31 protein-coding genes are annotated in these 23,010 nt (G+C 48.6%); 25 read left to right on the forward strand and 6 right to left on the reverse strand.

Annotation, left to right across the window (positions count from 1 at the left end; translation table 11 throughout):
- The first annotated feature begins 37 nt into the window (after positions 1 to 37).
- Positions 38 to 2,494 (forward strand): DNA topoisomerase (ATP-hydrolyzing) subunit B, encoded by a 2,457-nt coding sequence (gene gyrB / locus SFW65_06185; GenBank protein MDX1922697.1) that lies wholly within the window; start codon positions 38 to 40, stop codon positions 2,492 to 2,494.
- Here the strand turns inward: gyrB and SFW65_06190 are convergent.
- Positions 2,491 to 3,144 carry a M23 family metallopeptidase gene (locus SFW65_06190; GenBank protein MDX1922698.1) on the reverse strand — a complete coding sequence of 218 codons (654 nt, stop codon included), beginning with the start codon at positions 3,142 to 3,144 and terminating at the stop codon, positions 2,491 to 2,493. The genes gyrB and SFW65_06190 overlap by 4 nt on opposite strands.
- A 17-nt stretch (positions 3,145 to 3,161) precedes the next feature.
- A complete protein-coding gene (locus tag SFW65_06195) occupies positions 3,162 to 4,043 on the reverse strand; it encodes a hypothetical protein (protein MDX1922699.1) in 882 nt (293 codons plus the stop codon).
- A 421-nt stretch (positions 4,044 to 4,464) separates the two neighbouring features.
- On the opposite strand from SFW65_06195, the gene SFW65_06200 reads away from it, so the two are divergent.
- The gene (locus SFW65_06200; GenBank protein MDX1922700.1) at positions 4,465 to 4,800 is read left to right on the forward strand and encodes a cupredoxin domain-containing protein; all 336 of its coding nucleotides are present in this window, start codon (positions 4,465 to 4,467) and stop codon (positions 4,798 to 4,800) included.
- Positions 4,801 to 4,812: 12 nt separating this feature from the next.
- A complete protein-coding gene (locus SFW65_06205) occupies positions 4,813 to 5,628 on the forward strand; it encodes an FTR1 family protein (GenBank protein MDX1922701.1) in 816 nt (271 codons plus the stop codon).
- A 4-nt stretch (positions 5,629 to 5,632) separates the two neighbouring features.
- Here the strand turns inward: SFW65_06205 and SFW65_06210 are convergent, their stop codons facing one another.
- The 4 genes from SFW65_06210 to SFW65_06225 form a co-directional block, all read right to left on the reverse strand.
- Positions 5,633 to 6,997 (reverse strand): glutamate--cysteine ligase, encoded by a 1,365-nt coding sequence (locus tag SFW65_06210; protein MDX1922702.1) that lies wholly within the window; start codon positions 6,995 to 6,997, stop codon positions 5,633 to 5,635.
- Between the two features lie 88 nt (positions 6,998 to 7,085).
- A complete protein-coding gene (locus SFW65_06215) occupies positions 7,086 to 7,796 on the reverse strand; it encodes a 16S rRNA (uracil(1498)-N(3))-methyltransferase (GenBank protein ID MDX1922703.1) in 711 nt (236 codons plus the stop codon).
- Positions 7,793 to 8,587 carry a TSUP family transporter gene (locus tag SFW65_06220; GenBank protein ID MDX1922704.1) on the reverse strand — a complete coding sequence of 265 codons (795 nt, stop codon included), beginning with the start codon at positions 8,585 to 8,587 and terminating at the stop codon, positions 7,793 to 7,795. The genes SFW65_06215 and SFW65_06220 overlap by 4 nt, the downstream gene beginning before the upstream one ends.
- A complete protein-coding gene (locus tag SFW65_06225; protein MDX1922705.1) occupies positions 8,587 to 9,375 on the reverse strand; it encodes a TSUP family transporter in 789 nt (262 codons plus the stop codon). The genes SFW65_06220 and SFW65_06225 overlap by 1 nt, the downstream gene beginning before the upstream one ends.
- Positions 9,376 to 10,076: 701 nt before the next feature.
- Here SFW65_06225 and rpsL point away from each other — a divergent pair.
- The 22 genes from rpsL to rplR all read left to right on the forward strand — a co-directional run bounded on the left by rpsL (position 10,077) and on the right by rplR (position 23,000).
- Positions 10,077 to 10,448, forward strand: coding sequence for a 30S ribosomal protein S12 (gene rpsL, locus SFW65_06230; protein MDX1922706.1), 372 nt, complete (start codon positions 10,077 to 10,079; stop codon positions 10,446 to 10,448).
- Positions 10,449 to 10,467: 19 nt separating this feature from the next.
- A complete protein-coding gene (gene rpsG, locus SFW65_06235) occupies positions 10,468 to 10,947 on the forward strand; it encodes a 30S ribosomal protein S7 (GenBank protein MDX1922707.1) in 480 nt (159 codons plus the stop codon).
- Positions 10,948 to 10,999: 52 nt separating this feature from the next.
- Positions 11,000 to 13,078, forward strand: coding sequence for an elongation factor G (gene fusA / locus SFW65_06240; protein MDX1922708.1), 2,079 nt, complete (start codon positions 11,000 to 11,002; stop codon positions 13,076 to 13,078).
- 49 nt (positions 13,079 to 13,127) lie between these two features.
- Positions 13,128 to 14,315 carry an elongation factor Tu gene (tuf, locus tag SFW65_06245; protein MDX1922709.1) on the forward strand — a complete coding sequence of 396 codons (1,188 nt, stop codon included), beginning with the start codon at positions 13,128 to 13,130 and terminating at the stop codon, positions 14,313 to 14,315.
- A 292-nt stretch (positions 14,316 to 14,607) separates the two neighbouring features.
- The gene (gene rpsJ, locus SFW65_06250) at positions 14,608 to 14,922 is read left to right on the forward strand and encodes a 30S ribosomal protein S10 (GenBank protein MDX1922710.1); all 315 of its coding nucleotides are present in this window, start codon (positions 14,608 to 14,610) and stop codon (positions 14,920 to 14,922) included.
- An 11-nt stretch (positions 14,923 to 14,933) separates the two neighbouring features.
- On the forward strand, positions 14,934 to 15,680 hold the full coding sequence (gene rplC / locus SFW65_06255) for a 50S ribosomal protein L3 (GenBank protein MDX1922711.1): 747 nt from the start codon (positions 14,934 to 14,936) through the stop codon (positions 15,678 to 15,680).
- Positions 15,681 to 15,683: 3 nt separating this feature from the next.
- Positions 15,684 to 16,307 carry a 50S ribosomal protein L4 gene (rplD, locus tag SFW65_06260; GenBank protein MDX1922712.1) on the forward strand — a complete coding sequence of 208 codons (624 nt, stop codon included), beginning with the start codon at positions 15,684 to 15,686 and terminating at the stop codon, positions 16,305 to 16,307.
- Entirely contained in the window at positions 16,304 to 16,627 is a 324-nt protein-coding gene (locus SFW65_06265) for a 50S ribosomal protein L23 (GenBank protein ID MDX1922713.1), read from the forward strand. The genes rplD and SFW65_06265 overlap by 4 nt, the downstream gene beginning before the upstream one ends.
- A 9-nt stretch (positions 16,628 to 16,636) precedes the next feature.
- Entirely contained in the window at positions 16,637 to 17,473 is an 837-nt protein-coding gene (rplB, locus tag SFW65_06270) for a 50S ribosomal protein L2 (GenBank protein MDX1922714.1), read from the forward strand.
- An 11-nt stretch (positions 17,474 to 17,484) separates the two neighbouring features.
- The gene (gene rpsS / locus SFW65_06275) at positions 17,485 to 17,766 is read left to right on the forward strand and encodes a 30S ribosomal protein S19 (protein MDX1922715.1); all 282 of its coding nucleotides are present in this window, start codon (positions 17,485 to 17,487) and stop codon (positions 17,764 to 17,766) included.
- A gap of 11 nt (positions 17,767 to 17,777) precedes the next feature.
- Positions 17,778 to 18,224 (forward strand): 50S ribosomal protein L22, encoded by a 447-nt coding sequence (gene rplV / locus SFW65_06280; GenBank protein ID MDX1922716.1) that lies wholly within the window; start codon positions 17,778 to 17,780, stop codon positions 18,222 to 18,224.
- A gap of 9 nt (positions 18,225 to 18,233) precedes the next feature.
- Positions 18,234 to 18,914, forward strand: a complete 681-nt coding sequence (rpsC, locus tag SFW65_06285) for a 30S ribosomal protein S3 (GenBank protein ID MDX1922717.1) — start codon at positions 18,234 to 18,236, stop codon at positions 18,912 to 18,914.
- A gap of 33 nt (positions 18,915 to 18,947) precedes the next feature.
- Positions 18,948 to 19,361, forward strand: coding sequence for a 50S ribosomal protein L16 (gene rplP / locus SFW65_06290; GenBank protein ID MDX1922718.1), 414 nt, complete (start codon positions 18,948 to 18,950; stop codon positions 19,359 to 19,361).
- 66 nt (positions 19,362 to 19,427) lie between these two features.
- A complete protein-coding gene (gene rpmC, locus SFW65_06295) occupies positions 19,428 to 19,643 on the forward strand; it encodes a 50S ribosomal protein L29 (GenBank protein ID MDX1922719.1) in 216 nt (71 codons plus the stop codon).
- A 9-nt stretch (positions 19,644 to 19,652) separates the two neighbouring features.
- Positions 19,653 to 19,964, forward strand: coding sequence for a 30S ribosomal protein S17 (rpsQ, locus tag SFW65_06300; GenBank protein ID MDX1922720.1), 312 nt, complete (start codon positions 19,653 to 19,655; stop codon positions 19,962 to 19,964).
- A 35-nt stretch (positions 19,965 to 19,999) separates the two neighbouring features.
- Positions 20,000 to 20,368, forward strand: coding sequence for a 50S ribosomal protein L14 (rplN, locus tag SFW65_06305; protein MDX1922721.1), 369 nt, complete (start codon positions 20,000 to 20,002; stop codon positions 20,366 to 20,368).
- 15 nt (positions 20,369 to 20,383) lie between these two features.
- Positions 20,384 to 20,707, forward strand: coding sequence for a 50S ribosomal protein L24 (rplX, locus tag SFW65_06310; protein ID MDX1922722.1), 324 nt, complete (start codon positions 20,384 to 20,386; stop codon positions 20,705 to 20,707).
- A 14-nt stretch (positions 20,708 to 20,721) separates the two neighbouring features.
- Entirely contained in the window at positions 20,722 to 21,273 is a 552-nt protein-coding gene (gene rplE / locus SFW65_06315) for a 50S ribosomal protein L5 (GenBank protein MDX1922723.1), read from the forward strand.
- A gap of 13 nt (positions 21,274 to 21,286) precedes the next feature.
- The gene (rpsN, locus tag SFW65_06320; protein ID MDX1922724.1) at positions 21,287 to 21,592 is read left to right on the forward strand and encodes a 30S ribosomal protein S14; all 306 of its coding nucleotides are present in this window, start codon (positions 21,287 to 21,289) and stop codon (positions 21,590 to 21,592) included.
- An 18-nt stretch (positions 21,593 to 21,610) separates the two neighbouring features.
- Positions 21,611 to 22,009 carry a 30S ribosomal protein S8 gene (gene rpsH, locus SFW65_06325; protein MDX1922725.1) on the forward strand — a complete coding sequence of 133 codons (399 nt, stop codon included), beginning with the start codon at positions 21,611 to 21,613 and terminating at the stop codon, positions 22,007 to 22,009.
- Between the two features lie 26 nt (positions 22,010 to 22,035).
- Positions 22,036 to 22,569 (forward strand): 50S ribosomal protein L6, encoded by a 534-nt coding sequence (gene rplF, locus SFW65_06330; protein MDX1922726.1) that lies wholly within the window; start codon positions 22,036 to 22,038, stop codon positions 22,567 to 22,569.
- 59 nt (positions 22,570 to 22,628) lie between these two features.
- Positions 22,629 to 23,000 carry a 50S ribosomal protein L18 gene (gene rplR / locus SFW65_06335; GenBank protein MDX1922727.1) on the forward strand — a complete coding sequence of 124 codons (372 nt, stop codon included), beginning with the start codon at positions 22,629 to 22,631 and terminating at the stop codon, positions 22,998 to 23,000.
- Positions 23,001 to 23,010: the final 10 nt, after the last annotated feature.

Raw genomic sequence — 23,010 nt, forward strand, 5'->3', positions numbered from 1 at the left:
AGAAGGACGATATTTTTTATATGTTTGGAAAAAAGAAATGGCGAAAGCAAACGTGGCGACACCAGTAGATTTAGACAAAACCCCGGCAAAGCAAGGGGAAGAGCAAACCGATTATGGTGCGCAATCCATCACCGTGCTGAAAGGACTTGATGCGGTTCGTAAACGCCCCGGCATGTATATTGGCGATACCGATGATGGTTCGGGTCTGCACCACATGGTGTATGAAGTGGTCGATAACGCCATTGACGAGACTCTCGCAGGGTTTTGTACGCAAGTTGACGTGATGCTGAATGCCGATGGTTCCGTAACGGTGCGCGATAATGGCCGCGGTATTCCCGTTGATATTCATGAAGAAGAAGGCGTGTCTGCTGCGGAAGTCGTAATGACCCAGTTGCACGCGGGCGGTAAGTTCAATCAGAATTCATATAAAGTTTCCGGCGGCTTGCACGGCGTGGGCGTGTCGGTTGTGAATGCGCTTTCCGAATGGCTGGAGTTGACCATTTGGCGCCAAGGGTTTGAATGGGGTATGCGCTTCCAGCACGGCGAGCGCGTTGAAGCGCTTAGCCAAAGAGGCAAGACCACGCAAACGGGCACACAAGTGACCTTTATGCCATCCAAGCAAACCTTCACGCAAACCGAATTCGATTTACCAACTTTGGAACACCGTCTGCGCGAATTGGCATTCCTCAATTCCGGCGTGCATGTGGTGCTGACTGATAAACGGGGTGCGGAGCCGAAAGTTATTGATTTGCAATATACCGGCGGCCTTGGCGCATTCGTTGAGTATATCGATCGCAACAAGGAAGCCATTCATAAGCCGCCCATCGCAGTGACCAAGGAAAAAGACGGCATTACCGTTGAAGTGGCGATGCAGTGGAATGATAGTTATCACGAAAACGTGCTGTGCTTTACCAACAATATTCCACAGCGTGATGGCGGTACGCATTTAACCGGTTTCCGCGCAGCACTAACCCGCGCGATTGATAAATATGCCGAAAGCTCCGGTACGACTAAGAAGGAAAAGGTAAGTATTTCCGGTGATGATGCGCGCGAAGGATTGTCATGCATTTTGTCGGTGAAGGTTCCTGATCCTAAATTTTCCTCGCAAACCAAAGATAAACTGGTCTCATCTGAGGTTCGCCCGGTGGTTGAACAAGTAGTGGGTGAGGCATTGCAGCAATGGCTTGAAGAACGCCCCGCTGATGCCAAGCGCGTGATGAGCAAGATTATTGAAGCCGCCATGGCGCGTGAAGCTGCGCGTAAGGCACGCGATTTAACACGCCGCAAAAATGCGCTTGATATCTCCAGCTTGCCGGGCAAGTTGGCCGATTGTCAGGAACGCGACCCGGCGCTTTCAGAATTGTTCATCGTCGAAGGCGACAGCGCCGGCGGCTCCGCCAAACAAGGCCGCAACCGCAAGAACCAGGCGATTTTGCCGTTGCGCGGGAAGATTTTGAACGTCGAACGTGCACGTTTTGATAAAATGCTTGGTTCGGCTGAAATCGGTACGCTGATTTCTGCGCTGGGAACCAGCATCGGCCGCGAAGAGTTTGATGCGACCAAGGCCCGCTATCACAAAATCATCATCATGACCGATGCTGACGTTGACGGAAGCCATATCCGCACATTGTTATTGACCTTCTTCTTCCGTCAAATGCCGCAGCTGATTGAAAACGGTTATCTCTATATTGCGCAGCCGCCGCTTTATCGTGTTAAGCGTGGCTCAGCCAAAGAGCGCTATTTGAAGAACGACGATGCGCTTGAAGCGTATTTGTCTGATATTGGTACCGAAGATTCAGCGCTACGTCTGGCGGGTGGCACATTGCTTCAAGGCGATGCTTGGAAAAAGCTGTTCAACGAAGCGTTGACTGCCAGAGGCGCCATTGAAAATCTCAACCGCAAGATCAACCATGCAGGTGTGATTGAACAGGCAGCGATGTCGGGTGTATTTGGCGATGTCAAAAAACGCGAAGCCGCTGTTGTAGTCTTGAATGCGCGCCTAAAGGAAATTCTGGCCGATAAAGAAACCAGTTGGGCAGCAGAAGCTAATCCATCCGGCGTTGTGGTAACGCGCAACAAGCGCGGCATCAAACATGCCTATGTACTTGATAACGATATGCTAGGCAGTGGCGATGCACGCAAGCTGGATACTGCAACAACCGAGCTGCGCAAGCATTTGGAAAAACCGGCAACCCTTCTGGTAAAGGGCAAAGACAAAAATCAGATCACCGGTCCATTAGGTTTAGTTGAGCATGTATTTGCCGAAGCGCGTTCCGGCATGGCCATTCAGCGCTATAAAGGTCTTGGCGAAATGAATCCCGAACAACTCTGGGAAACAACACTAAACCCCGAAGTACGTACGCTGTTACAAGTGCGCGTGCATCATGCGGATGAAGCGGATGGCATCTTCTCGACCCTGATGGGCGATGTGGTAGAACCGCGCAAAGACTTCATCGTACAAAACGCACTCACGGCGACTAATATCGACGCTTAAGCGTTGGCGTGTCTGTGCATCTGCCAGACCGTGCTGGTTCTCGTTACGGTTGTTTGCGGATTTATCTGCGCCGTTGTGCTCGTTGAAAAAATGGCGGCGGTGGTTGTCTGGCCCTGTGTAATTAACCGTGCATCGGCAAGGGTTACGGTTCTGGCGTTTGTAAGCGCAATTGGCCGTGGATCGAGATGTTGGCCATTAGCCAGTGAATACACCTCATAGTGCAAATGCGGGCCTTTGGTATAGCCTGTCATTCCTACATAGCCGATAATCTGCCCTTGTCTCACGCGAGCGCCGTTACGAATGCCTGGCGCAAAGCTTGCCAAATGCATAAAACCAAACCCGTGGGTTTGCCCGCGCATTTTCAAAAAATTACCGGCATCACCGGCATGGGCAAGTACATCGCTAATCACGCCATCTTGCGGCGCCAAGATGGGCGTACCCACTGGAACGCCAATATCCTGTCCGCGATGAAAATGTGAATGACCATCCAAATGGCGCATGCCAAATCCGCTGCCGATGCGGTAAGTTCCGCGCGGCAAAGGCATAATCATATTCAAACTGGCGGGGGATGTCATGTCATCACGATGGCGTACACCAAGCGGTGCGCGTGGTGGTTTTAATCCGCTGTATTCGTTATGATGATGGGCCATGTGTCTTCATCTAAAAGTTATGCGTTATGACGGCGCATCATCCATTGCGGTTCGGCCTGTTGGCGCGGTTGCAGGACGGGGCGCGGCGCTTCATGTGTCAGCTGTGGTTGCGGACGCGGCCCATTCGAATAAACCAGTGTCGGGGTGGTTGGTCTTGGTTCTTGGCGATATCCCGAATAACTATTGGCAAGCGGTACGCCATTATGCTGCACGTCATCGGGCGCTCTTGTATTCATAATGCGCTGCAGGCCTTCGGGGCCAACAAGCCGTGAAATGCGTTGCTGCGCCGCGATTAAATCAGCCTGCCCGCCACGCGTGCTGGGAACGGGATTAAGATGCGCAATATTGTTTGATCCAAACTGGAAGTGCAAATGCGGACCTGTACCGCCATGCACGCTGGCATAAATACGGTCTTGTTCGCGGCGCCCGCCATATCCCAGCACGGTTGCAACGTCGGCAACGAATTGTTCTTTTTCTTTATCGGTTCGCCCTGGAACAGAGGTTAAACGCAAATCCATCGCATTACCACGGTGGTGTTCAGAATTAGCTGCGCCATAACCGGCATTTCGTGATCGCTGCGCATCGGTGCAAACGCAATTTGTGTGTGAACCAATACCAATTGCACATGCAACATGGATAAGGCGTTTATCAACGCCGTTGAGATTGACGCCGGGTTTAGGAGAAAAAAATTGTCTTAGTTCATTAAACCGTTCACCGATCCATTCGGCGGCGCTGCGAATTCGTCCGGGAATGCTTTGGATAAAATCGCGTGTTCCATTCCATACGCGCTGAAGCAAATTGGGTTGTTCTTCAGGTGGCGGCGGCGGTGGAACATAAGCCGGCGGAACTTCGCGCGGTTCGTTATGTCTGTACATGCGCCATTGTGGAAGGGTGCTCATGCGGCGTCCCCATCCGGTAATAGGCGTAATGTTGAAATCTCAACATATTGAAAAGACATACAATATCTTAGCTTACGGTTTAAGAAAGTATTGAAACAATTTTATGTAATTCTGCCTAATTTTATATTAAGAAATCTGGCGCATTTAAGTTTTACTGTTTAAAATCAATATGTTAAATTATATAGTTAACGAAATGAAAACAAAGAGTTATACATAAGAGCATGCTTTTAATAATCACTTGCAACTGATAAAGTATGAAGCGTATAACCAGCCATGGTTTTAGTAGAATGGGAAGTGCCGTTATAAAGACACGCTTTTCTGCCACAGTTGAGAATGAGAATTAAAACCATATACGTTTTGAACCAATAAGGGATGCATCATGAAGAACTGGGTCAGATTTTATGTAGCTTTAGTTGCGATTATGGTTTTTGGAATCGTTCTCGCAGGTAGGGCATTTGCTGTTGAAGCGCCGAAAGCAGAAGAAACCAAGCCCGTTCATAATATCAATCTAACGATCAAAAATCATTTGTTTGATCAAAATAATATTGAGGCCCCGGCGAATGAGAAATTTACCATCACCGTGATGAACAAGGATGAAACACCTGAAGAATTTGAAAGCAAGGATATGCGCCGTGAAAAGATTGTTCCAGCCAATGGTACAGTTGTTGTAAATGTCGGCCCGCTTAAGCCAGGTGTTTACAAATTTTTTGGCGAGTACCATGAAGACACTGCCAAAGGCATCATCACCGTAAAATAGTTTAAGGTCACCATGATTGCTGCCGCACTTATCGTCTTTCGTGAAGTTCTTGAAGCGGCACTGATTGTGTCGGTTATTCTGGCTGCCACCAAAGGCGTAGATAACCGCTTGAAAATGATTTTCGGAGGCGTGCTTGCCGGTTTTATGGGGTCATTTATTGTTGCGCTATTTACTGCGCAGCTTTCCGATGCTTTTTCAGGGTTTGGTCAGGAGATGTTCCACGCATTCATCATGTTTACAGTGGTGGGTTTGCTATCGTGGCATATTATATGGATGCAACGCCACGGCCGTGAAATGGTATGCGAAATGAAGCAGGTTGGTGCCGCCGTAGTTGCTGGTAAAAAGCCGCTGATGGCGCTTGCGGTTGTGGTGATGCTGGCTGTATTACGCGAAGGCAGCGAAGTGGTGTTGTTCCTGCAAGGCATGGCGGCGGCAGGCGATATGCAGAACGTGATGGGCGGCTTGGGATTGGGACTGGCATCGGGTATATTTGCGGGATGGTTGCTGTATATCGGTTTCCTAAAACTATCGTTGAAGCATTTATTCAGTGCAACGAATGTTGTGTTGATGTTGATTGCAGCGGGAATGGCAGCCAGAGGCGCAGACAAGCTCATTCAAGCAGGCATTCTTCCATCGCTTTACGATAATGTGTGGGATAGCAGCGCGATTTTACCAGAAGGCAGTTTACCCGGCCAGTTCCTCACCGCGCTGGTAGGTTATATCGCGCAGCCTAATGCGATGCAGTTGCTGTTCTACGGTGTGACGGTAGCGACCATTTTGATTTTGCTGCGTTTGCAGAAAAATCAAGGGGCGCCGATTAAAGTTTAATTGGCTATAATTTTACTGTCGTGAATACAGGATTGATGTCCTGATTCCATTCGCTATTAAACAAGCTTATCAGCCGTTCAGCTTCCGTTTGTTCAATATCAATCAGTGTCAGTAAGGGTTCAAGATAACGCGTTTCATCCGCGCCATTGGAGTTCCGTAGCGCACGGCGGCGTAACCCCTGCACGGCAAGCGTTACCACTTGTTTAACAACGGCAAACATCTTTTGTTTGCCTATCATGGTATCCATGCCTTGGCTTGGAACATTCGCGCGCGCTTCATTAATTTGCTGTAAATTCCAATCTTTGATTAGCGCTTCGGCCTGATTAAAGGCAGTATCATCATAAAGCAAGCCAACCCATAACGCAGGTAGTGCTTTAATCATCGCGGCGTTGCCAACATCTGCGCCGCGCATTTCGATGTAGGTTTTGAGACGCACATCAGGAAACATGGTGGTAAGGTGGTTGATGTAGTCAAACATCTGCGGTTTTTTGCCCGGCAGAGCAGGTAATTTTCCTGCCATGAAATCACGGAAGGATTGACCTGCACAGTCAATGTAGGTGCTATCGCGGTACACAAAATACATCGGCACATCGAGTGCGTATTGCACATAGCGCTCAAAATTAAACCCGTCTTCGTATACTACTGGCGGAATACCACAGCGCGCATTATCAACATCCGACCAAACGCTGAAACGGTTGCCATAACGACCGGCGAGCTTGCCTTTTGCAAATGGCGAATTGGCAAATAACGCCGCCGCAACCGGTTGTAATGCAAGGCTGACGCGCATTTTACGCACCATATCCGCTTCGCTGGTGAAATCCAGATTGGCCTGTGTTGTGCAGGTCAGTTGCATCATTTCCAAACCGCGTGTGCCAACTTTTGGCATATACTCGCGCATGATTTTATAACGACCTTTTGGCATCCATGGCAGTTCGTTCACATCTGCGGTTGGATGATAACCAATGGGCATAAAGGTCACGCCAAGTTCGTCGGCGATTTGCGTGCTTTCATCAATGTGCTTATCCAGCTCATCGCTCATTTCATGCAAATGGGATAGCGGTGCGCCCGATAATTCATATTGACCTGCGGGTTCTAATGAAATGCTTTCCCGTCCGCGCTGCAAACCGATTAGCGTTTCACCTTCCATAACAGGTTCATAACCAAATCGCGTCATACCTTGCAGCAATGCCTTGATGCCATTTGCGCCTTCATAGGGCACAACCTGATGTGTATTTTTATCAATCACGAATTTTTCGTGTTCCGTGCCAATCAGCAAACCGTTTTTCGGTTTTGCGCCCGATGCGTGATAGGCAACAAGTTGGTCGATGCTTTCAATGGGTTCAGCAGCTTGGGTAGGGAGAACAGACATTCACGGCCATAAGGGTCAGGGGATGTATTATTAAGTACTAAACCCCTATATAGAGCAAAGGTTTAAAATTTCACCTACCCCCCAAACCTTATGAGTGTTTTAAAGCCTGAATGATGCTTAAGGCCGAAATAGCTGCTGTATCAGCACGTAAGATACGTGGTCCTAGTGTTACAGGCGTAACGAATGGCAGGCCGCGCAGCATGGAAAATTCCTTATCCGTGAAGCCACCTTCGGGCCCAACCAGAACGGCAAGCGCTGGCATATTCATGGATGCAAGCGCAGATGCGATGGGTGTTGCTTCGCCTGCTTCGGCGCATAGTAAAATATGTTTATGTTCATTCCAGCTTTTTAAAAGCACGTCCAGTTTTTGTGCGTCATGGATTTTGGGAACCGATAAGCGCTCGCACTGTTCGGCAGCTTCAATCGCAATCGCTTCGTAGCGATCTACGGGAACGCGGCTTACCACAGTGCGCTCGGTGATCACGGGGTATAGCGCCGATGCACCAAGTTCAACGGCTTTTTCAACCGTCATGTTGCCATGATTATTTTTAATTGGTGCAAACAACAGCGTTAACTGGCCTTCATTTGTCTGTTTGCGGGTTTGCTTTTGCGCAGTGAATGTCACATTTTTTTTGGTGATGGCAATCGTGCCTTGCCATTCCCCATCGCGTCCGTTGAATACCAACACCACATCGCCATCCTTCTGGCGCATCACATGTTTAATGTAATGGCTTTGCTTTTCATCGAACGAAAAGGATGAAGTTGCATGTAAATCTGTGCTGACAAAAAGCCGTATCATGTAATTAGTTTTTGGAAGAAGGGCTGGTCAAACAACAGTTTAACACTCATCGACATCGATACAACTACCAACGCTAGCCGTACCAATCGGGTGCCGTGTTTAATGACCAGTGATGCGCCGATATAGGAACCGATAAAGCAGCCAACCATCACGATTGCCGCATATGTCCAATGAATATTTGAACTACCGAAAAAACTTACAAACCCGCCAAGTCCGCCAAAGGTGTTATAAAGTTTTGCATTTGCAGTTGCGCGTGAAAGGGTAGTGCCCAGTAACGAGACAGCGCTTAAGGCATAAAAGGTGCCGGAACACGGGCCGAAAAAACCATCATATAATCCAAGCAAAGGTAATGCGCAGAAGGTGTAGATGACAGGGGAGATGCGCGCAGCGCCGGGTGCATGACCTGCTTGCGGATTAGTAACCAGCCATATGCAAATTAAAATCAGCAGAACGGGGATAAGGATTTTTAAAAAATCATTAGGGATATGCTGCACCAATGTGCCGCCCAGAATTCCAAAAGCAAACGCTATCAGTGCCCGTGGAAATTCGGTTTTCATATCCAGTTCGCCATGTTGCCAGAACCGCAATGTAGCGCTGGAATTTGCTGCAATTGCAGTGGGGAAGTTGGTTGCAATCGCCTGCAGCGGCGTAAGGCCAAGCGCCATAAAACTGGGGATAGTCAGCAATCCGCCACCGCCAGCCATTGCATTAATCGTGCCTGCGACAAGCCCCATGATAAGCAGGAACGCCATATGCCATAGATTGATATCGGTAAAGGATGTTTCAGCCATTAAAAAATTCCCGGTAAAATTTTATGTAGCAATCCTTGTTGCCACAGCAATTTTATACTCATTGCAAATGACATGATCACCAGTATGGGACGGATAAGCCCCGTGCCATGATGAATGACCAGCCGCGCACCAATTTGCCCGCCAATAATATTTCCTACGGCCATCACACTGGCAAATAGCCAGAAAATTTTTCCCTGTGCCAGAAAAAATAACAACGGCGCAAAATTACTCATCAGGTTATAAAGTTTTGCACGCGCGGTTGCTTCATCGAGTTTTAAACCCAGTAATGCTACGCCGGAAAGCGCATAAAAACTGCCAGCGCCTGGCCCCAAAAAACCATCATAAAAGCCAATAAAAGGTACAAAAAAACCGATATACAGCGTGAAGGGAATTTTTGCATGCGCTTCAACATCTCCCAGTTTTGGGCTGAATAATACCCAACACGCGATGGCAATCAGCAAAAACGGAATGATGCTTTTTAATGTATCAGGATTTGCAACCATTACCGTTGCTGCGCCCGCAAGTCCGCCAGCGAATGCAAAGAGTGCGGAAGGCAAATATTTTTTTAAACTTAGCTTTCCGGAACGCCAGAACCGATAGGTGGAACTGAGCGCGCCGAATGTGCCTTGGAATTTATTGGTTGCGAGCGCTGTAACCGGATCAAGCCCGGTTGCCATCAATCCCGGCACGGTGAGCAATCCGCCGCCGCCCGCCATCGCATCCACTGTTGCGGCCACAACCGCGAGTGCAAAAAGAATAGCCAGGTGAAAAAAATCTGTTTCTATCATCCTTGATGATATAAGTGATTTAAGCAAAGCTGTGCAGTTGAATTTTAGCGCTTGGTGTGCACCCGCTAAGGTCAGTTTTGGTATTTTTGAGTCATTTCAGGCATCTTCCTGATATCAAAACCATTTTTAACAAAATTTATTGTTGATGGTGGCGGCTCGCTGATCTGTGACGGCACGGGATAGCCTGTTAAGATATGCAAGTTTTCCCTTTAATTATTGGGGTTTTAGCACGCAACAGTACGCTAGGAACATGGGTCGCATAAATTAAAAAAGCCTTTAAATTATGCGCTTGACGGGTGTGGGCCAAATACATAATATCCGCGCGCTTTCTGAATAGTGCGTGGTTTAAACGGGTCTCCCGGTTCAAAAAATGCAATAAAATCAGGTAAAAACAGGGGGCGCTTATAGCAAGCAGACATGTGCTGATGGGCTTATTATAAGGTCTAAGTTTTAGAATTGAGTATTTGAATTTTTGAGAGAAGCCGTTGGTATTTTGAGTGGTTTCGCGTAACAGAGTTGCCGTTTTAGCATTGCTATATATGACTAAAATGACGCGGGTGCCAATTTCTCTCCTCTAAGCTAAAAGCAGGAATGCTTTTGGCGTTTTATGTTTTGTGTATTGCTGCTTGAAGACGTTCTTGCGGCAGAACTTGAAAAGGCCAAGGCCATTTTTAATGGCCGTATGAAAAAAGGATCGGCGTATGCCAACAATTAATCAGCTTATCCGCAAACAGCGCGGATTGAAAAAGACCCGCGATAAGGTTCCTGCTCTGCAAGAATCACCTCAGCGCCGCGGTGTATGCACTCGCGTTTATACAACCACGCCAAAGAAGCCAAACTCCGCGCTTCGTAAAGTTGCCCGCGTACGCCTCACCAATGGCTTTGAAGTCATTAGCTATATTCCAGGCGAAAAACATAACCTTCAAGAACACAGTGTTGTAATGATCCGCGGCGGCCGTGTGAAGGATTTACCAGGTGTTCGTTACCACATCATTCGCGGTACGCTCGATACCCAAGGCGTGAAAGACCGCAAGCAGCGCCGTTCCAAATATGGCGCGAAGCGTCCGAAATAATTTTTAAAAGGAATTAAACATGTCACGTCGTCATAGAGCAGAAAAACGCGAAATTCTTCCAGATCCAAAGTTCGGAGATCTTGTCCTTGGCAAGTTCATGAACGTATTGATGATCTCCGGTAAAAAGTCGGTTGCTGAAAGCATCGTGTACGGTGCGCTTGATAAGGTTCACAAAGTAACCAAAGCCGCAAACGACACTCCACTCGATAATTTCCATAAAGCGCTCAACAATGTTCGCCCATTCCTTGAAGTTCGTTCACGCCGTGTGGGTGGTGCGACCTATCAGGTTCCAGTGGATGTTCGCCCTGATCGTGGTCTTGCGCTTGCGATGCGTTGGATGATTAACGCTGCTCGCTCACGCAATGAAAAAACCATGATTGATCGCCTTGCTGGTGAAATCATGGATGCGATTAACAATCGCGGCGCTGCAATCAAGAAGCGTGAAGACACCCATCGTATGGCAGATGCAAACAAGGCATTTGCTCATTATCGTTGGTAAGAAAGTAACGCTGGTAATTTTATTTTTGTTCTAAGGTTTAGGAAAATCCGTTATGGCTCGTCAGTATCCTCTCGAAAAATACCGCAACTTCGGCATCATGGCTCACATCGATGCTGGTAAAACGACGACCACTGAACGTATTTTGTATTACACCGGAAAATCCCACAAAATCGGCGAAGTGCATGATGGCGCTGCGACCATGGATTGGATGGAACAAGAACAAGAACGCGGTATTACCATTACTTCAGCTGCGACCACCTGCTTCTGGCAAGGTCACCGTTTGAACATCATCGATACTCCAGGTCACGTTGACTTCACCATTGAGGTTGAGCGCTCGCTACGTGTACTCGATGGCGCGATTGCTGTGTATGACTCGGTTGCCGGTGTTGAACCGCAATCCGAAACCGTGTGGCGTCAGGCTGATAAGTATAATGTTCCACGCATCGCATTCGTCAACAAGATGGATCGTATTGGTGCGAACTTCTTCCGCACCGTTGACATGATGGTTGATCGCCTTGGCGCAAACCCGCTCGTCACCCAACTCCCGATCGGTACCGAAGCCGAACATAAGGGCATCGTGGACCTTCTTAAAATGAAGGCGATCGTTTGGAAAGATGAAGCGCTGGGCGCAGAATTTTTTGAAACCGAAATTCCGGATGATCTCAAAGAAAAGGCTGCTGAATACCGCGCCAAGATGTTGGATATGGCAGTTGAAATGGACGATAAGGCAATGGAAGCCTATCTGAACGGTCAAGAACCCGATATTGCAACTTTAAAACTTTGCATCCGCAGGGGCACCATCACCCGTAAATTTGTACCAGTATTGTGCGGTTCTGCATTTAAGAACAAGGGCGTTCAGCCAATGCTTGACGCGGTAGTTGATTATCTGCCTTCACCGCTCGATATTCCATCTGTGAAGGGTACGCACCCTGATTCAGGTGAAGAAATGACCCGCAAGGCTTCCGATGATGAACCATTCAGCGGTTTAGCTTTCAAGATTATGACCGATCCATTCGTGGGTTCATTGACCTTCTTCCGTGTTTATTCAGGTAAACTGGAATCAGGTTCATATGTTCACAATACAATCAAAGACAAGCGCGAGCGTATTGGTCGTATGCTATTGATGCACGCAAATACCCGCGAAGAAATCAAAGAAGCCTATGCGGGTGATATTGTTGCTTTAACCGCTCTTAAGGAAACCACGACCGGTGAAACCCTTTGCGATGAAGCAAAGCCGATCATTCTGGAACGCATGGTGTTCCCAGAACCAGTTATCGAAGTTGCCATTGAACCAAAGACCAAGGCCGACCAAGAAAAAATGGGTGTTGCTCTTGCTCGTTTGGCTCAAGAAGATCCGTCTTTCCGCGTTACCTCCGACCAAGAAACCGGCCAGACCGTTTTGAAGGGGATGGGCGAACTTCATCTTGAAATTAAGGTCGATATTCTTCGCCGTACCTACAAGGTTGATGCGACCGTTGGCGCACCGCAAGTTGCGTATCGCGAAACCATCAGCAAGAAAGCAACGGTTGATTATACCCACAAGAAACAATCGGGTGGTTCGGGTCAGTTTGCCCGCGTTATTATGGAATTCGAACCGCTTGAACCAGGTGCAGGTTTTGAATTCTCGAATGATGTTAAAGGCGGGGCAGTTCCAAAAGAGTATATCCCCGGCGTTGAAAAGGGTCTGGAATCGGCAAAGAACACCGGCGTTATCGCTGGCTTCCCTGCGATCGATTTCAAGATTACCCTTGTTGATGGCGCATACCACGATGTGGACTCTTCGGCGCTTGCATTTGAAATCGCGTCCAGAGCTGCATTCCGTGAAGGTATGCAAAAAGCAGGCCCCGTATTGCTGGAGCCAGTGATGAAGGTTGAAGTGGTAACCCCTGAAGATTACATGGGCGACGTGATTGGCGATTTGAATAGCCGCCGTGGTCAGGTGCTTGGTATGGATCAACGTGGTAATGCGCGTGTGATCGAAGCATCCGTGCCGCTCGCATCCATGTTCGGTTATGTGAACACCTTGCGCTCCATGTCGCAGGGCCGTGCAAGTTATTCGATGGAGTTCCATCATTATGATCGGGTTCCGCAGAATGTCGCTGATGAGGTAAAGGCCAAATTGGCAAGTTAAGTGAGTTAAGTAGGTTTAATTAAACGTCGTAAAATAAACGGAGAGTAAAATGGCAAAAGAAAAATTTGATCGCAGTAAGCCTCACTGCAACATTGGTACCATCGGTCACGTTGACCATGGCAAGACATCTTTGACGGCAGCGATTACCAAAGTTCTCGCCAAGTCCGGCGGCGCGACATTCACTGCGTACGACCAAATCGATAAGGCGCCAGAAGAACGCGCACGTGGTATTACCATTTCAACCGCACACGTTGAATATCAAACCGCCAACCGTCACTACGCACACGTAGATTGCCCAGGCCACGCCGACTATGTGAAGAACATGATCACCGGTGCTGCTCAGATGGACGGTGCAATTCTCGTTGTATCTGCTGCTGACGGCCCAATGCCACAAACCCGCGAACACATTTTGCTTGCTCGCCAAGTAGGTGTTCCTGCAATCGTTGTATTCATGAACAAGATGGATATGGCTGATAAGGATCTGGTTGAATTGGTTGAAATGGAAATTCGTGACTTGCTCAAGTCCTACAAGTTCCCAGGCGACGAAATTCCTATCGTGAAGGGCTCAGCGCTTTGCGCATTGGAAGACAAGCAACCAGAAATCGGCGAACAAGCTGTTCTGAAGTTGATGGAAGCAGTAGATAGCTACATTCCACAACCAAAACGCGAAGTCGATAAGCCATTCTTAATGCCAATTGAAGACGTGTTCTCAATTTCTGGCCGTGGTACTGTTGTAACCGGCCGTGTTGAACGCGGTATCATCAAGGTAGGCGAAGAAATCGAAATCGTTGGTATTCGTCCAACCCAAAAGACCATCGTTACCGGCGTTGAAATGTTCCGTAAGCTGCTTGACCAAGGTGAAGCAGGCGACAATATCGGCGCATTGCTCCGTGGTACAAAGCGTGAAGAAGTTGAACGTGGCCAAGTTTTGGCGAAGCCAGGTACAATTACTCCACACACCAAGTTCAAGGCAGAAATCTACGTTCTGACCAAGGAAGAAGGCGGTCGTCATACCCCATTCTTCAACGACTACCGTCCACAGTTCTACTTCCGTACAACCGACGTTACTGGTGAAGTTATTCTGCCAGCTGGTACGGAAATGGTAATGCCAGGCGACAACATCGCGATTGAAGTGAAGCTTATTGCTCCGATCGCTATGGATGAAGGTCTGCGCTTTGCTATTCGTGAAGGTGGCCGCACCGTAGGTGCAGGCGTTGTTGCTAAGATTATCGAGTAACAATCGTTAAGAGGTTTTGCGGGGTTAGAGAAATCTAACTCCGCCAATGCCTTAAACTTTCTAGCGGTTTCTTAATAAAACCGCTTTGGAAAGTAAAGTTTCTGGGTTATATAGGTGCGCTCTTTAAAAAAAGTGGACCTAGTTTTTTATGACAGGGACTACCGGATTGTCCGGAAAGTCTGTCAAATGGAAAGTCTTTTTGGCTATTTGCTTTTTGTTGTTGCGTAATGAGGCGCAGTTTTCGGGAAGTAGAGACGCTTAAGAGCAGGAAAAAAAGAAGAAAGCGATTCTCATGGAAGCGCAAGTTATCCGTATCCGCCTTAAGGCATTTGACCATCGTGTGCTTGACACATCGGTGAGCGAAATCGTCAACACGGCAAAGCGAACCGGTGCACGCGTACGCGGCCCCATTCCGTTGCCTACACGTTTTGAACGCTTCACTGTGAACCGTGGTCCCCACGTTGATAAAAAGTCACGTGAACAATTTGAAATCCGCACGCATAAACGCCTGCTCGATATTCTTGAAGCAACGCCGCAAACCATTGATGCGTTGATGAAGCTCGATTTGGCTGCGGGTGTGGATGTGGAGATTAAGCTTCAGGCTTAATGGAGAAAATTATGAGAACAGGTATTGTTGCAAAAAAACTGGGCATGACGAAGGTCTTTGATGACAAAGGCCAACACGTTGCAGTGACCGTATTGCTGATGAAAGGCAACCAAGTTGTTGCTGTGCGCAGCGAAGAGAAGAATGGCTACACTGCTGTGCAGATGGGCTTTGACGATGTGAAAGCGAGCCGCTCCAACAAGGCGATGCGCGGTCATTTTGCAAAAGCAAATGTATTGCCAAAGCGCAAGCTCGTTGAATTCCGCGTTTCAAAAGACGCAGTGCTTGAAGTTGGCGCAGAAATCAGCGCTGAGCATTTCGTACCAGGTCAATTCGTTGACGTAACCGGCACCACGATTGGTAAAGGCTTCCAAGGTGTTATCAAGCGCCACAATTTCGGCGGTATGCCAGCATCACACGGTGTTTCGATTACCCATCGCGCACACGGTTCAACCGGTAACCGCCAAGATCCAGGTCGCGTGTTCAAGAACAAGAAAATGGCCGGCCACATGGGCCAGGTTCGCGCAACCATTCCAAATCTTTCCATTGTTCAAGTTGATGCAGAAGAAGGTTTGTTGTTCGTAAGCGGTTCTGTTCCCGGCAGCGAAGGTTCGTTCGTAATGGTACGCGATGCTGTTAAGCGCGCATTGCCTAAGGATGCACCAAAGCCAGCTGGCTTGAAGCAAGGCGCGGTTAAAGCGGAAGCAAAAGCTGCGCCAGCAGCTGAAGCGCCAGCCGCAGCTGAAGAAAATAAGGAATAATCCATGAAGCTCTCAATAAAAAACCTCCAAAACAAAGCCGTAGGCGAAATCGAACTGAACCAAGATGTATTTGGCCAGGATGTTCGTCAGGATCTTTTGGCACGTGCTATTCATTGGCAATTGTCAAAGCGCCGTGCGGGCACCCACAAGACCAAAGGCATTGCTGACATCAGCGGCACCACCAAGAAGCCTTGGGCACAAAAGGGTACTGGCCGCGCACGTCAAGGTTCGTTGCGTTCACCGCAATTCCGTAAGGGTGCTGTAATTTTTGGACCCGTTGTTCGTTCACACGAATACGATTTGCCAAAGAAGATTCGCGCTCAAGCATTGCGTGTAGCGCTTTCTGCAAAACAAGCTGAAGGCAAGCTCATTATCATCGATAGCGCCAAGACCACTGGTATCAAGACCAAGGCGATGGCTGCGGCATTGAAATCACTCGGCGCAAACGAATCCGCGCTGATTATCGATGGCGCAAATATTGACAAAAACTTCGCCCTTTCCGTACGCAACATCAAGCATGTTGATGTGCTGCCAGAACAAGGCGCGAATGTATATGACATTATCCGCCGCGACACCTTGGTGCTTACCAAGAACGCGGTTGAACAACTGACGGAGCGCCTGAAATGAGCAAGCAAAAAGCAGAAGCAAAGAAAGCGCCGACGGCAGCTGAATACAACACCATCATTCGCCCCATCATGAGCGAAAAGACGACCGCTGCATCGGCACACAACCAAGTTGTGTTCCAAGTGTGCACCAGCGCATCCAAGCCACAAATTCGCGGTGCAGTTGAAAGCCTGTTTAAGGTAAAGGTTGTTGCGGTGAATACCCAAATCCGCAAGGGCAAAACTAAGAATTTCAGAGGCCGTCCTGGTCTGCGTCCTGATATCAAGCTGGCTTATGTCACGCTTGCTGAAGGCCAGAGCATCGATGTTGCTACCGGTATCTAGGAGTAAGACATGGCTTTAAAGACATACAACCCAGTAACACCTAGCACCCGTCAATTGGTGCAGATTGACCGCTCCGAATTATGGAAGGGTGGTCCGGTTAAGTCATTGACTGAAGGTGTTCGCAAAACCGGTGGTCGTAATAATAAAGGCCGCATCACCACACGCCATATCGGTGGCGGTCACAAGAAGTTATACCGCAAGGTAGATTTCAAACGCTTGACACATGATATTCCCGCAACCGTTGAACGTCTGGAATACGATCCAGGTCGTACCGCGTTTATCGCGCTCATCAAATACACCAACGGCGTGCTTTCCTACATTCTTGCGCCACAACGCTTGAAGGTTGGTGACACGGTTGTTTCGGGCGCGCGTGTTGACGTGAAGCCAGGCAATGCAATGCCACTTAAGAACATGCCTGTTGGCACCATCATCCATAACGTAGAAATGCGCGTTGGTAAGGGTGGTCAAATCGCACGTTCAGCTGGTGCATACGCACAATTGGTTGGCCGTGATAATGGTAAGGCACAAATCAAGATTACCTCGGGTGAAGTTCGTCTCGTTCCAGAAGATTGCATGGCAACGGTTGGCGCAGTTTCAAACCCAGATCATTTCAACATTTCACTTGGTAAAGCAGGCCGTAAGCGCTGGATGGGTACACGCCCAACCGTTCGCGGCGTTGCGATGAACCCGATCGACCATCCGCACGGTGGTGGTGAAGGCCGCACATCCGGTGGTCGTCATCCAGTAACGCCGTGGGGTAAGGGCACCAAGGGTACTAAGACACGCAAGAACAAGCGCACCACACTGAACATCATTCAGGGTCGCAAGAAACGCAATAAGGGATAATAGGAGTTAAAATGGCACGTTCAGTTTGGAAAGGCCCATTTGTTGACGGGTATATGTTGAAGAAGGCGGATAAAGCCCGCGCTTCAGGCCGTCATGAAATCATCAAGACCTGGTCACGTCGTTCGACCATCTTGCCACAGTTTGTTGGCCTGACCTTTGGTGTTTATAACGGCCACAAGTTTTTGCCAGTTTCAGTAACCGAACACATGATTGGTCATAAGTTTGGTGAATTCGCTCCGACACGTATTTTCGTTGCACATGGCGGCACCGAAAAGAAGACAGAAGAAAAGTAAGAGGGTAACGAATGAGTAAGTCAGCAAACCCAAGAGAAGTAGCCGACAACGAAGCGATGGCAATTGCCCGCACCGTTCGCTCTGGCGCACGTAAGCTTAACCTTGTTGCGCAAATGATCCGCGGCAAGAAAGCTTCGGCTGCTTTGACCATGCTTGCGTTCAATGAACGTCGTGTTTCAAAGGAAGTTTACAAGGTTTTGCAATCCGCGATTGCGAATGCTGAAAACAACCACCAACTTGATGTTGATCGTTTGGTCGTTGTGGAAGCAACCGTAGGCCGCGCTTTTGTTTTGAAGCGTTTCCATGCGCGTGGTCGTGGTAAGGGTGATGGCATTCAAAAGCCATACAGCAACCTGCGTATCGTTGTACGTGAAGTTGAAGAAGTGAAGAAAGTTAAGAAGACAAATCCGAAGGCAGCGAAAACCGCTGCCCCAAAAACCACTAAGCCAAAGAAATAAGGGGCGACAATGGGTCAGAAAGTTAATCCAGTAGGTCTGCGTTTAGGCATCATCCGTACTTGGGATAGCCGTTGGTTTGCAGGTAAGGAATATGGTGGTCTTCTTCACGAAGATTTCGAAATCCGCGAATACCTTACCGACAAGCTGAAGCAAGCAGGTGTTGCACGTGTTGTGATTGAACGCCCGGCTAAGAAAGCTCGCGTGACCATTCACTCCGCACGTCCAGGCGTAGTAATCGGCAAGAAGGGTGCGGATATTGAAAAGTTGAAGTCAGATATCGGCAAGATGACCGCTTCCGAAGTAAGCCTCAACATCGTTGAAATCCGCAAGCCAGAACTGGATTCAACTCTTGTTGCAGAAAACATCGCACAACAATTGGAACGCCGCGTGGCTTTCCGTCGCGCCATGAAGCGTGCAGTACAAACCGCGATGCGTTTGGGTGCACTGGGTATTCGTATCAACTGCTCTGGCCGTTTAGGCGGCGCAGAAATCGCACGTATGGAATGGTACCGCGAAGGACGCGTTCCATTGCACACACTTCGCGCTGACGTGGATTACGGTGTTGCAACCGCACAAACCACCTACGGCGCATGCGGCGTAAAAGTTTGGATTTTCAAGGGCGAAATTCTGGATCACGATCCAGGCGCTGTTGAACGTCGCCAATTGGAAGGATCTGCATCACGCACCTAATCGGTTCGTTATTCGGAAAACAAGGATAAGAAAATGTTACAGCCAAAGAAAACAAAGTACCGCAAAGGCCACAAAGGTCGCATTCATGGCGCAGCAAAAGCTGGTTACACACTGGCATTTGGTTCATTCGGCTTAAAGGCAATGGAACCAGAACGTATCACTGCCCGCCAGATTGAAGCAGCTCGCCGTGCAATTGCGCGTCATATGAAACGCCAAGGCCGCGTATGGATCCGGATGTTCCCGGATGTTCCAGTATCACGCAAGCCTGCTGAAGTACGTATGGGTTCAGGTAAGGGTACCCCAGAATTTTGGGTAATGCGCGTTCATGCAGGCCGCATCATGTTTGAAATTGATGGTGTCAGCCCGCAAATCGCTCGTGAAGCATTTGATCTTGCTTCGGCCAAGCTGCCGATCAAGACCAAGATGGTCACGCGTATTGCGGCATAAGGATTTAGGAGTAAGCGACGAGCGGTTGTGTGAAGCACAGAGCGAGTAGCAATATGGAGAAGAGTTATGGGTCTAGTTAAGGCAAGCGATATCAGAACAAAGTCAGATGATGAATTGAAAGATCAGCTTTCAGTTCTTCGCAAGGAACAATTCAACCTGCGTTTTCAAAAGAGCACAGGTCAATTGGCTAAGCCTGCACGTTCCGGTCATGTAAAAAAAGAAATCGCGAAGGTTTTGACTATTCAAAACCAACGTCGCGCTAAACAGAAAGCCAAAGGTTAAGGAGTAATTATGCCACGTCGTGTTTTACAAGGTGTTGTTGTTAGCGATAAAGCAGACAAGACCATCACCGTTCTTGTTGAACGTAAGGTGATGCACCCGATTTACAAAAAATTCGTGAAGAATTCGAAGAAGTATCTGGCGCATGACGAAAACGAACAAGCCAAGCTTGGTCAAACAGTGGACATCATTGAATGCCGTCCGATTTCCAAGCGCAAGAAATGGATGCTCGTTGGCGGCGGCGAAGTAGGCACAGCAGCTCCAAAGGTTGCGGCAAAGGCGCCAGCAAAAGAACCAAAGAAGAAAGTTGCGAAAGCAAAGTAGTTTTAGGCACGGAATACAAGTTAGGGAAAACGGTCATGATACAACAAGAATCAACCCTCGAAGTTGCTGATAACAGCGGCGCAAAGAAGGTGATGTGCATTAAGGTGCTGGGCGGTTCCAAGCGCAAAGTGGCTTCGGTGGGCGACGTTATCGTTGTCTCCATCAAAGATGCCATTCCACGTGGCCGCGTTAAGAAGGGTGATGTGCACAAAGCCGTTATCGTTCGCACCAAGTACGATGTGAAGCGCGACGATGGTTCGACCATCCGTTTTGATCGCAATGCTGCCGTGTTGATCAACAAGGATCGTGAACCGATCGGTACCCGTATTTTTGGACCAGTTGTACGCGAACTCCGCGCGCTCGGTTTCATGAAGATCATCTCGCTCGCTGGCGAAGTTCTATAAGGACCAAGGAATAAGATTATGAAACAGAAGATCAAAAAGAACGACAAAGTTATCGTGCTTGCTGGCAAAGATAAAGGCAAGACAGGCGAAGTTCTGGCAGTGATGCCAAAGGAAAGCCGCGTATTGGTTTCCGGTGTAAATATGATTACTCGTGCAACCAAGCCAAGCGCACAAAGCACCGGCGGTCTGGTTCGCAAGGAAGCATCCATCCACATTTCGAATGTTGCGCATGTTGATCCAAAGACCGGTAAAGCAACACGAACCAGCGTGAAGCAATTGGGCAACGGCGAAAAGGCACTCGTTGCCAGAAAGTCTGGCGAAGAAATTCGCCGGGTATAATTTAGGAGAGCGTTATGGCTAAGGTTGAAGCAAGATTAAAACAGCACTACGAGAAGGTGGTTCGTCCAGCCCTCATCGAGCGTTTCAAGTATGAGAACGTCATGGAAGTGCCACGCCTTGAAAAAATCGTTATCAACATGGGTGTTGGTGAAGGCGTAAACGATAACAAGAAAGTAACGCAAGCTGCTGAAGAACTGACCCTGATTGCAGGTCAACGCGCAACCGTTACACGGGCCAAGAAAGCGATTGCTACCTTTAAAACCCGCGCCAAATTGCCAATTGGGTGCAAGGTAACTTTGCGCCGTGCGCACATGTATGAATTCTTGGATAGATTAGTAAACATGGCATTGCCACGTGTACGCGACTTCCGTGGTATTCCAACCCGCAGCTTTGATGGCAATGGCAACTACGCCATGGGCCTGAAAGAGCAATTGGTTTTCCCTGAAATCAATTACGACAAGATTGGTGAAATTCGTGGCATGGACATTGTGTTCGTGACATCCGCAAAAACCGATGAAGAAGCACGAGCATTGCTCGAAGGCTTCTCCATGCCATTTATCAAATAGTGGAGTTAAAGTAATGGCCAAAACAAGCGCTATTGAACGTAACAAGAAACGTGAACGTATGGTTAAAGGCAAGGCCGCAAAGCGCAAAGCGCTTAAGGCGATTTGTGCCAACCGCGAATTGCCAATCGAAGAACGCTTTGCTGCAACCTTGAAGCTTGCACAAATGCCGCGTAATTCAAGCCGCACCCGCATTCACAACCGCTGCGAACTCACGGGCCGTCCACGTTCGTATTACCGCAAGTTCAAATTGTGCCGTATTAAATTTCGCGACCTTGCGTCATCAGGAAGAATTCCTGGTTGCGTCAAGTCCAGCTGGTAAGGAAGGAAAATAAGCATCATGACGATGACAGATCCAATCGGTGATATGCTCACCCGCATACGTAACGGACAAATGGCCAAGCTGGCAACAGTTGAAAGCCCAATGTCAGTGTTTCGTAAGCACGTATTAGAAGTGCTACAACGCGAAGGCTATATCCGTACGTTCAGCGAAGAAGACCGTGGCAATGGCCGCAGCGCGCTGATTATCGAATTAAAGTATCACGAAGGTGAGCCAGCCATCCGCCGTATTGACCGCGTGTCAACACCGGGTCGCCGCGTTTATGCTCGTATTAAAGATTTGCCACGCGTTTACAACGGCCTTGGCATTTCCATTTTGTCAACACCGCAAGGTGTGATGTCGGATAACGAAGCACGCGCAGCCCATGTGGGTGGTGAAGTGCTTTGCCGAGTATTCTAATTTTATAGGTTGAACGGGGAAGTAACATGTCACGCGTAGGTCAAAAACCAGTAACATTGCCGTCAGGTGTAACGGCAGATATCAAAGGTCAGGCTGTTGCCGTAAAAGGCAAGCTCGGCACGCTGAACATCAATGTTGATAGCAATGTTGAAGTGAAGCTTGTTGACGGCAAGGTTGTGCTGACGCCGCGCAATGACTCACGCCAGACCCGCATGATCTGGGCAACGTCACGCAACTTGCTTGCCAGCATGGTCGAAGGTGTTTCAAACGGCTTCAAGACCGTACTCGAAATCGAAGGTGTTGGTTTCAAGGCTGCTGTTCAAGGCAAGGATTTGATTTTGAACATTGGCTTCAGCCACGAAGTACGCTTCCCAATTCCAGAAGGCATTGCAATCAAGGCTGAAAAGCCAACCTTGCTTTCCATCACGGGTATCGACAAACAACGCGTTGGTCAGGTGGCTGCGGTTATTCGCGGTTACAAGCGTCCTGAACCTTATAAGGGTAAAGGCATCCGCTATCAGGGCGAAAAGATTCAACGTAAAGAAGGTAAGAAGAAGTAATGCGTAGCGGTTGTGCGAAGCACAGAGCGAAGTAAAAGAGAAGGTATTAGGAGTTAGCTATGTTAAGCAACAAAGATAAATTTGCCCGTCGTAAGCAGCGTGTTCGCACACGTCTTGCACGCCTAACCGAAACCGGTAAGGGTCGTTTGCGCTTGTCGATTTTCCGTTCAAGCAAGCACATGGTCGCGCAAATTATTGACGACACCAAAGACGTAACCATCGCCATGGCATCCACCATGGATAAGGACTTGCGCAAGTCGCTCAAGACCACTGCAAACAAAGATGCAGCGGTAGCAGTTGGCAAGTTGCTTGCACAACGCGCAATCAAAGCGGGTGTTAAACAAGTTGCATTTGACCGTGCAGGTTACCTTTACCATGGCCGCGTAAAAGCGCTGGCTGAAGGTGCACGTGAAGGCGGATTAGAATTTTAATTTTGAGAGG

The organism is Alphaproteobacteria bacterium (assembly GCA_033762625.1).
Classification (GTDB): Bacteria; Pseudomonadota; Alphaproteobacteria; order UBA9219; family RGZA01; genus RGZA01.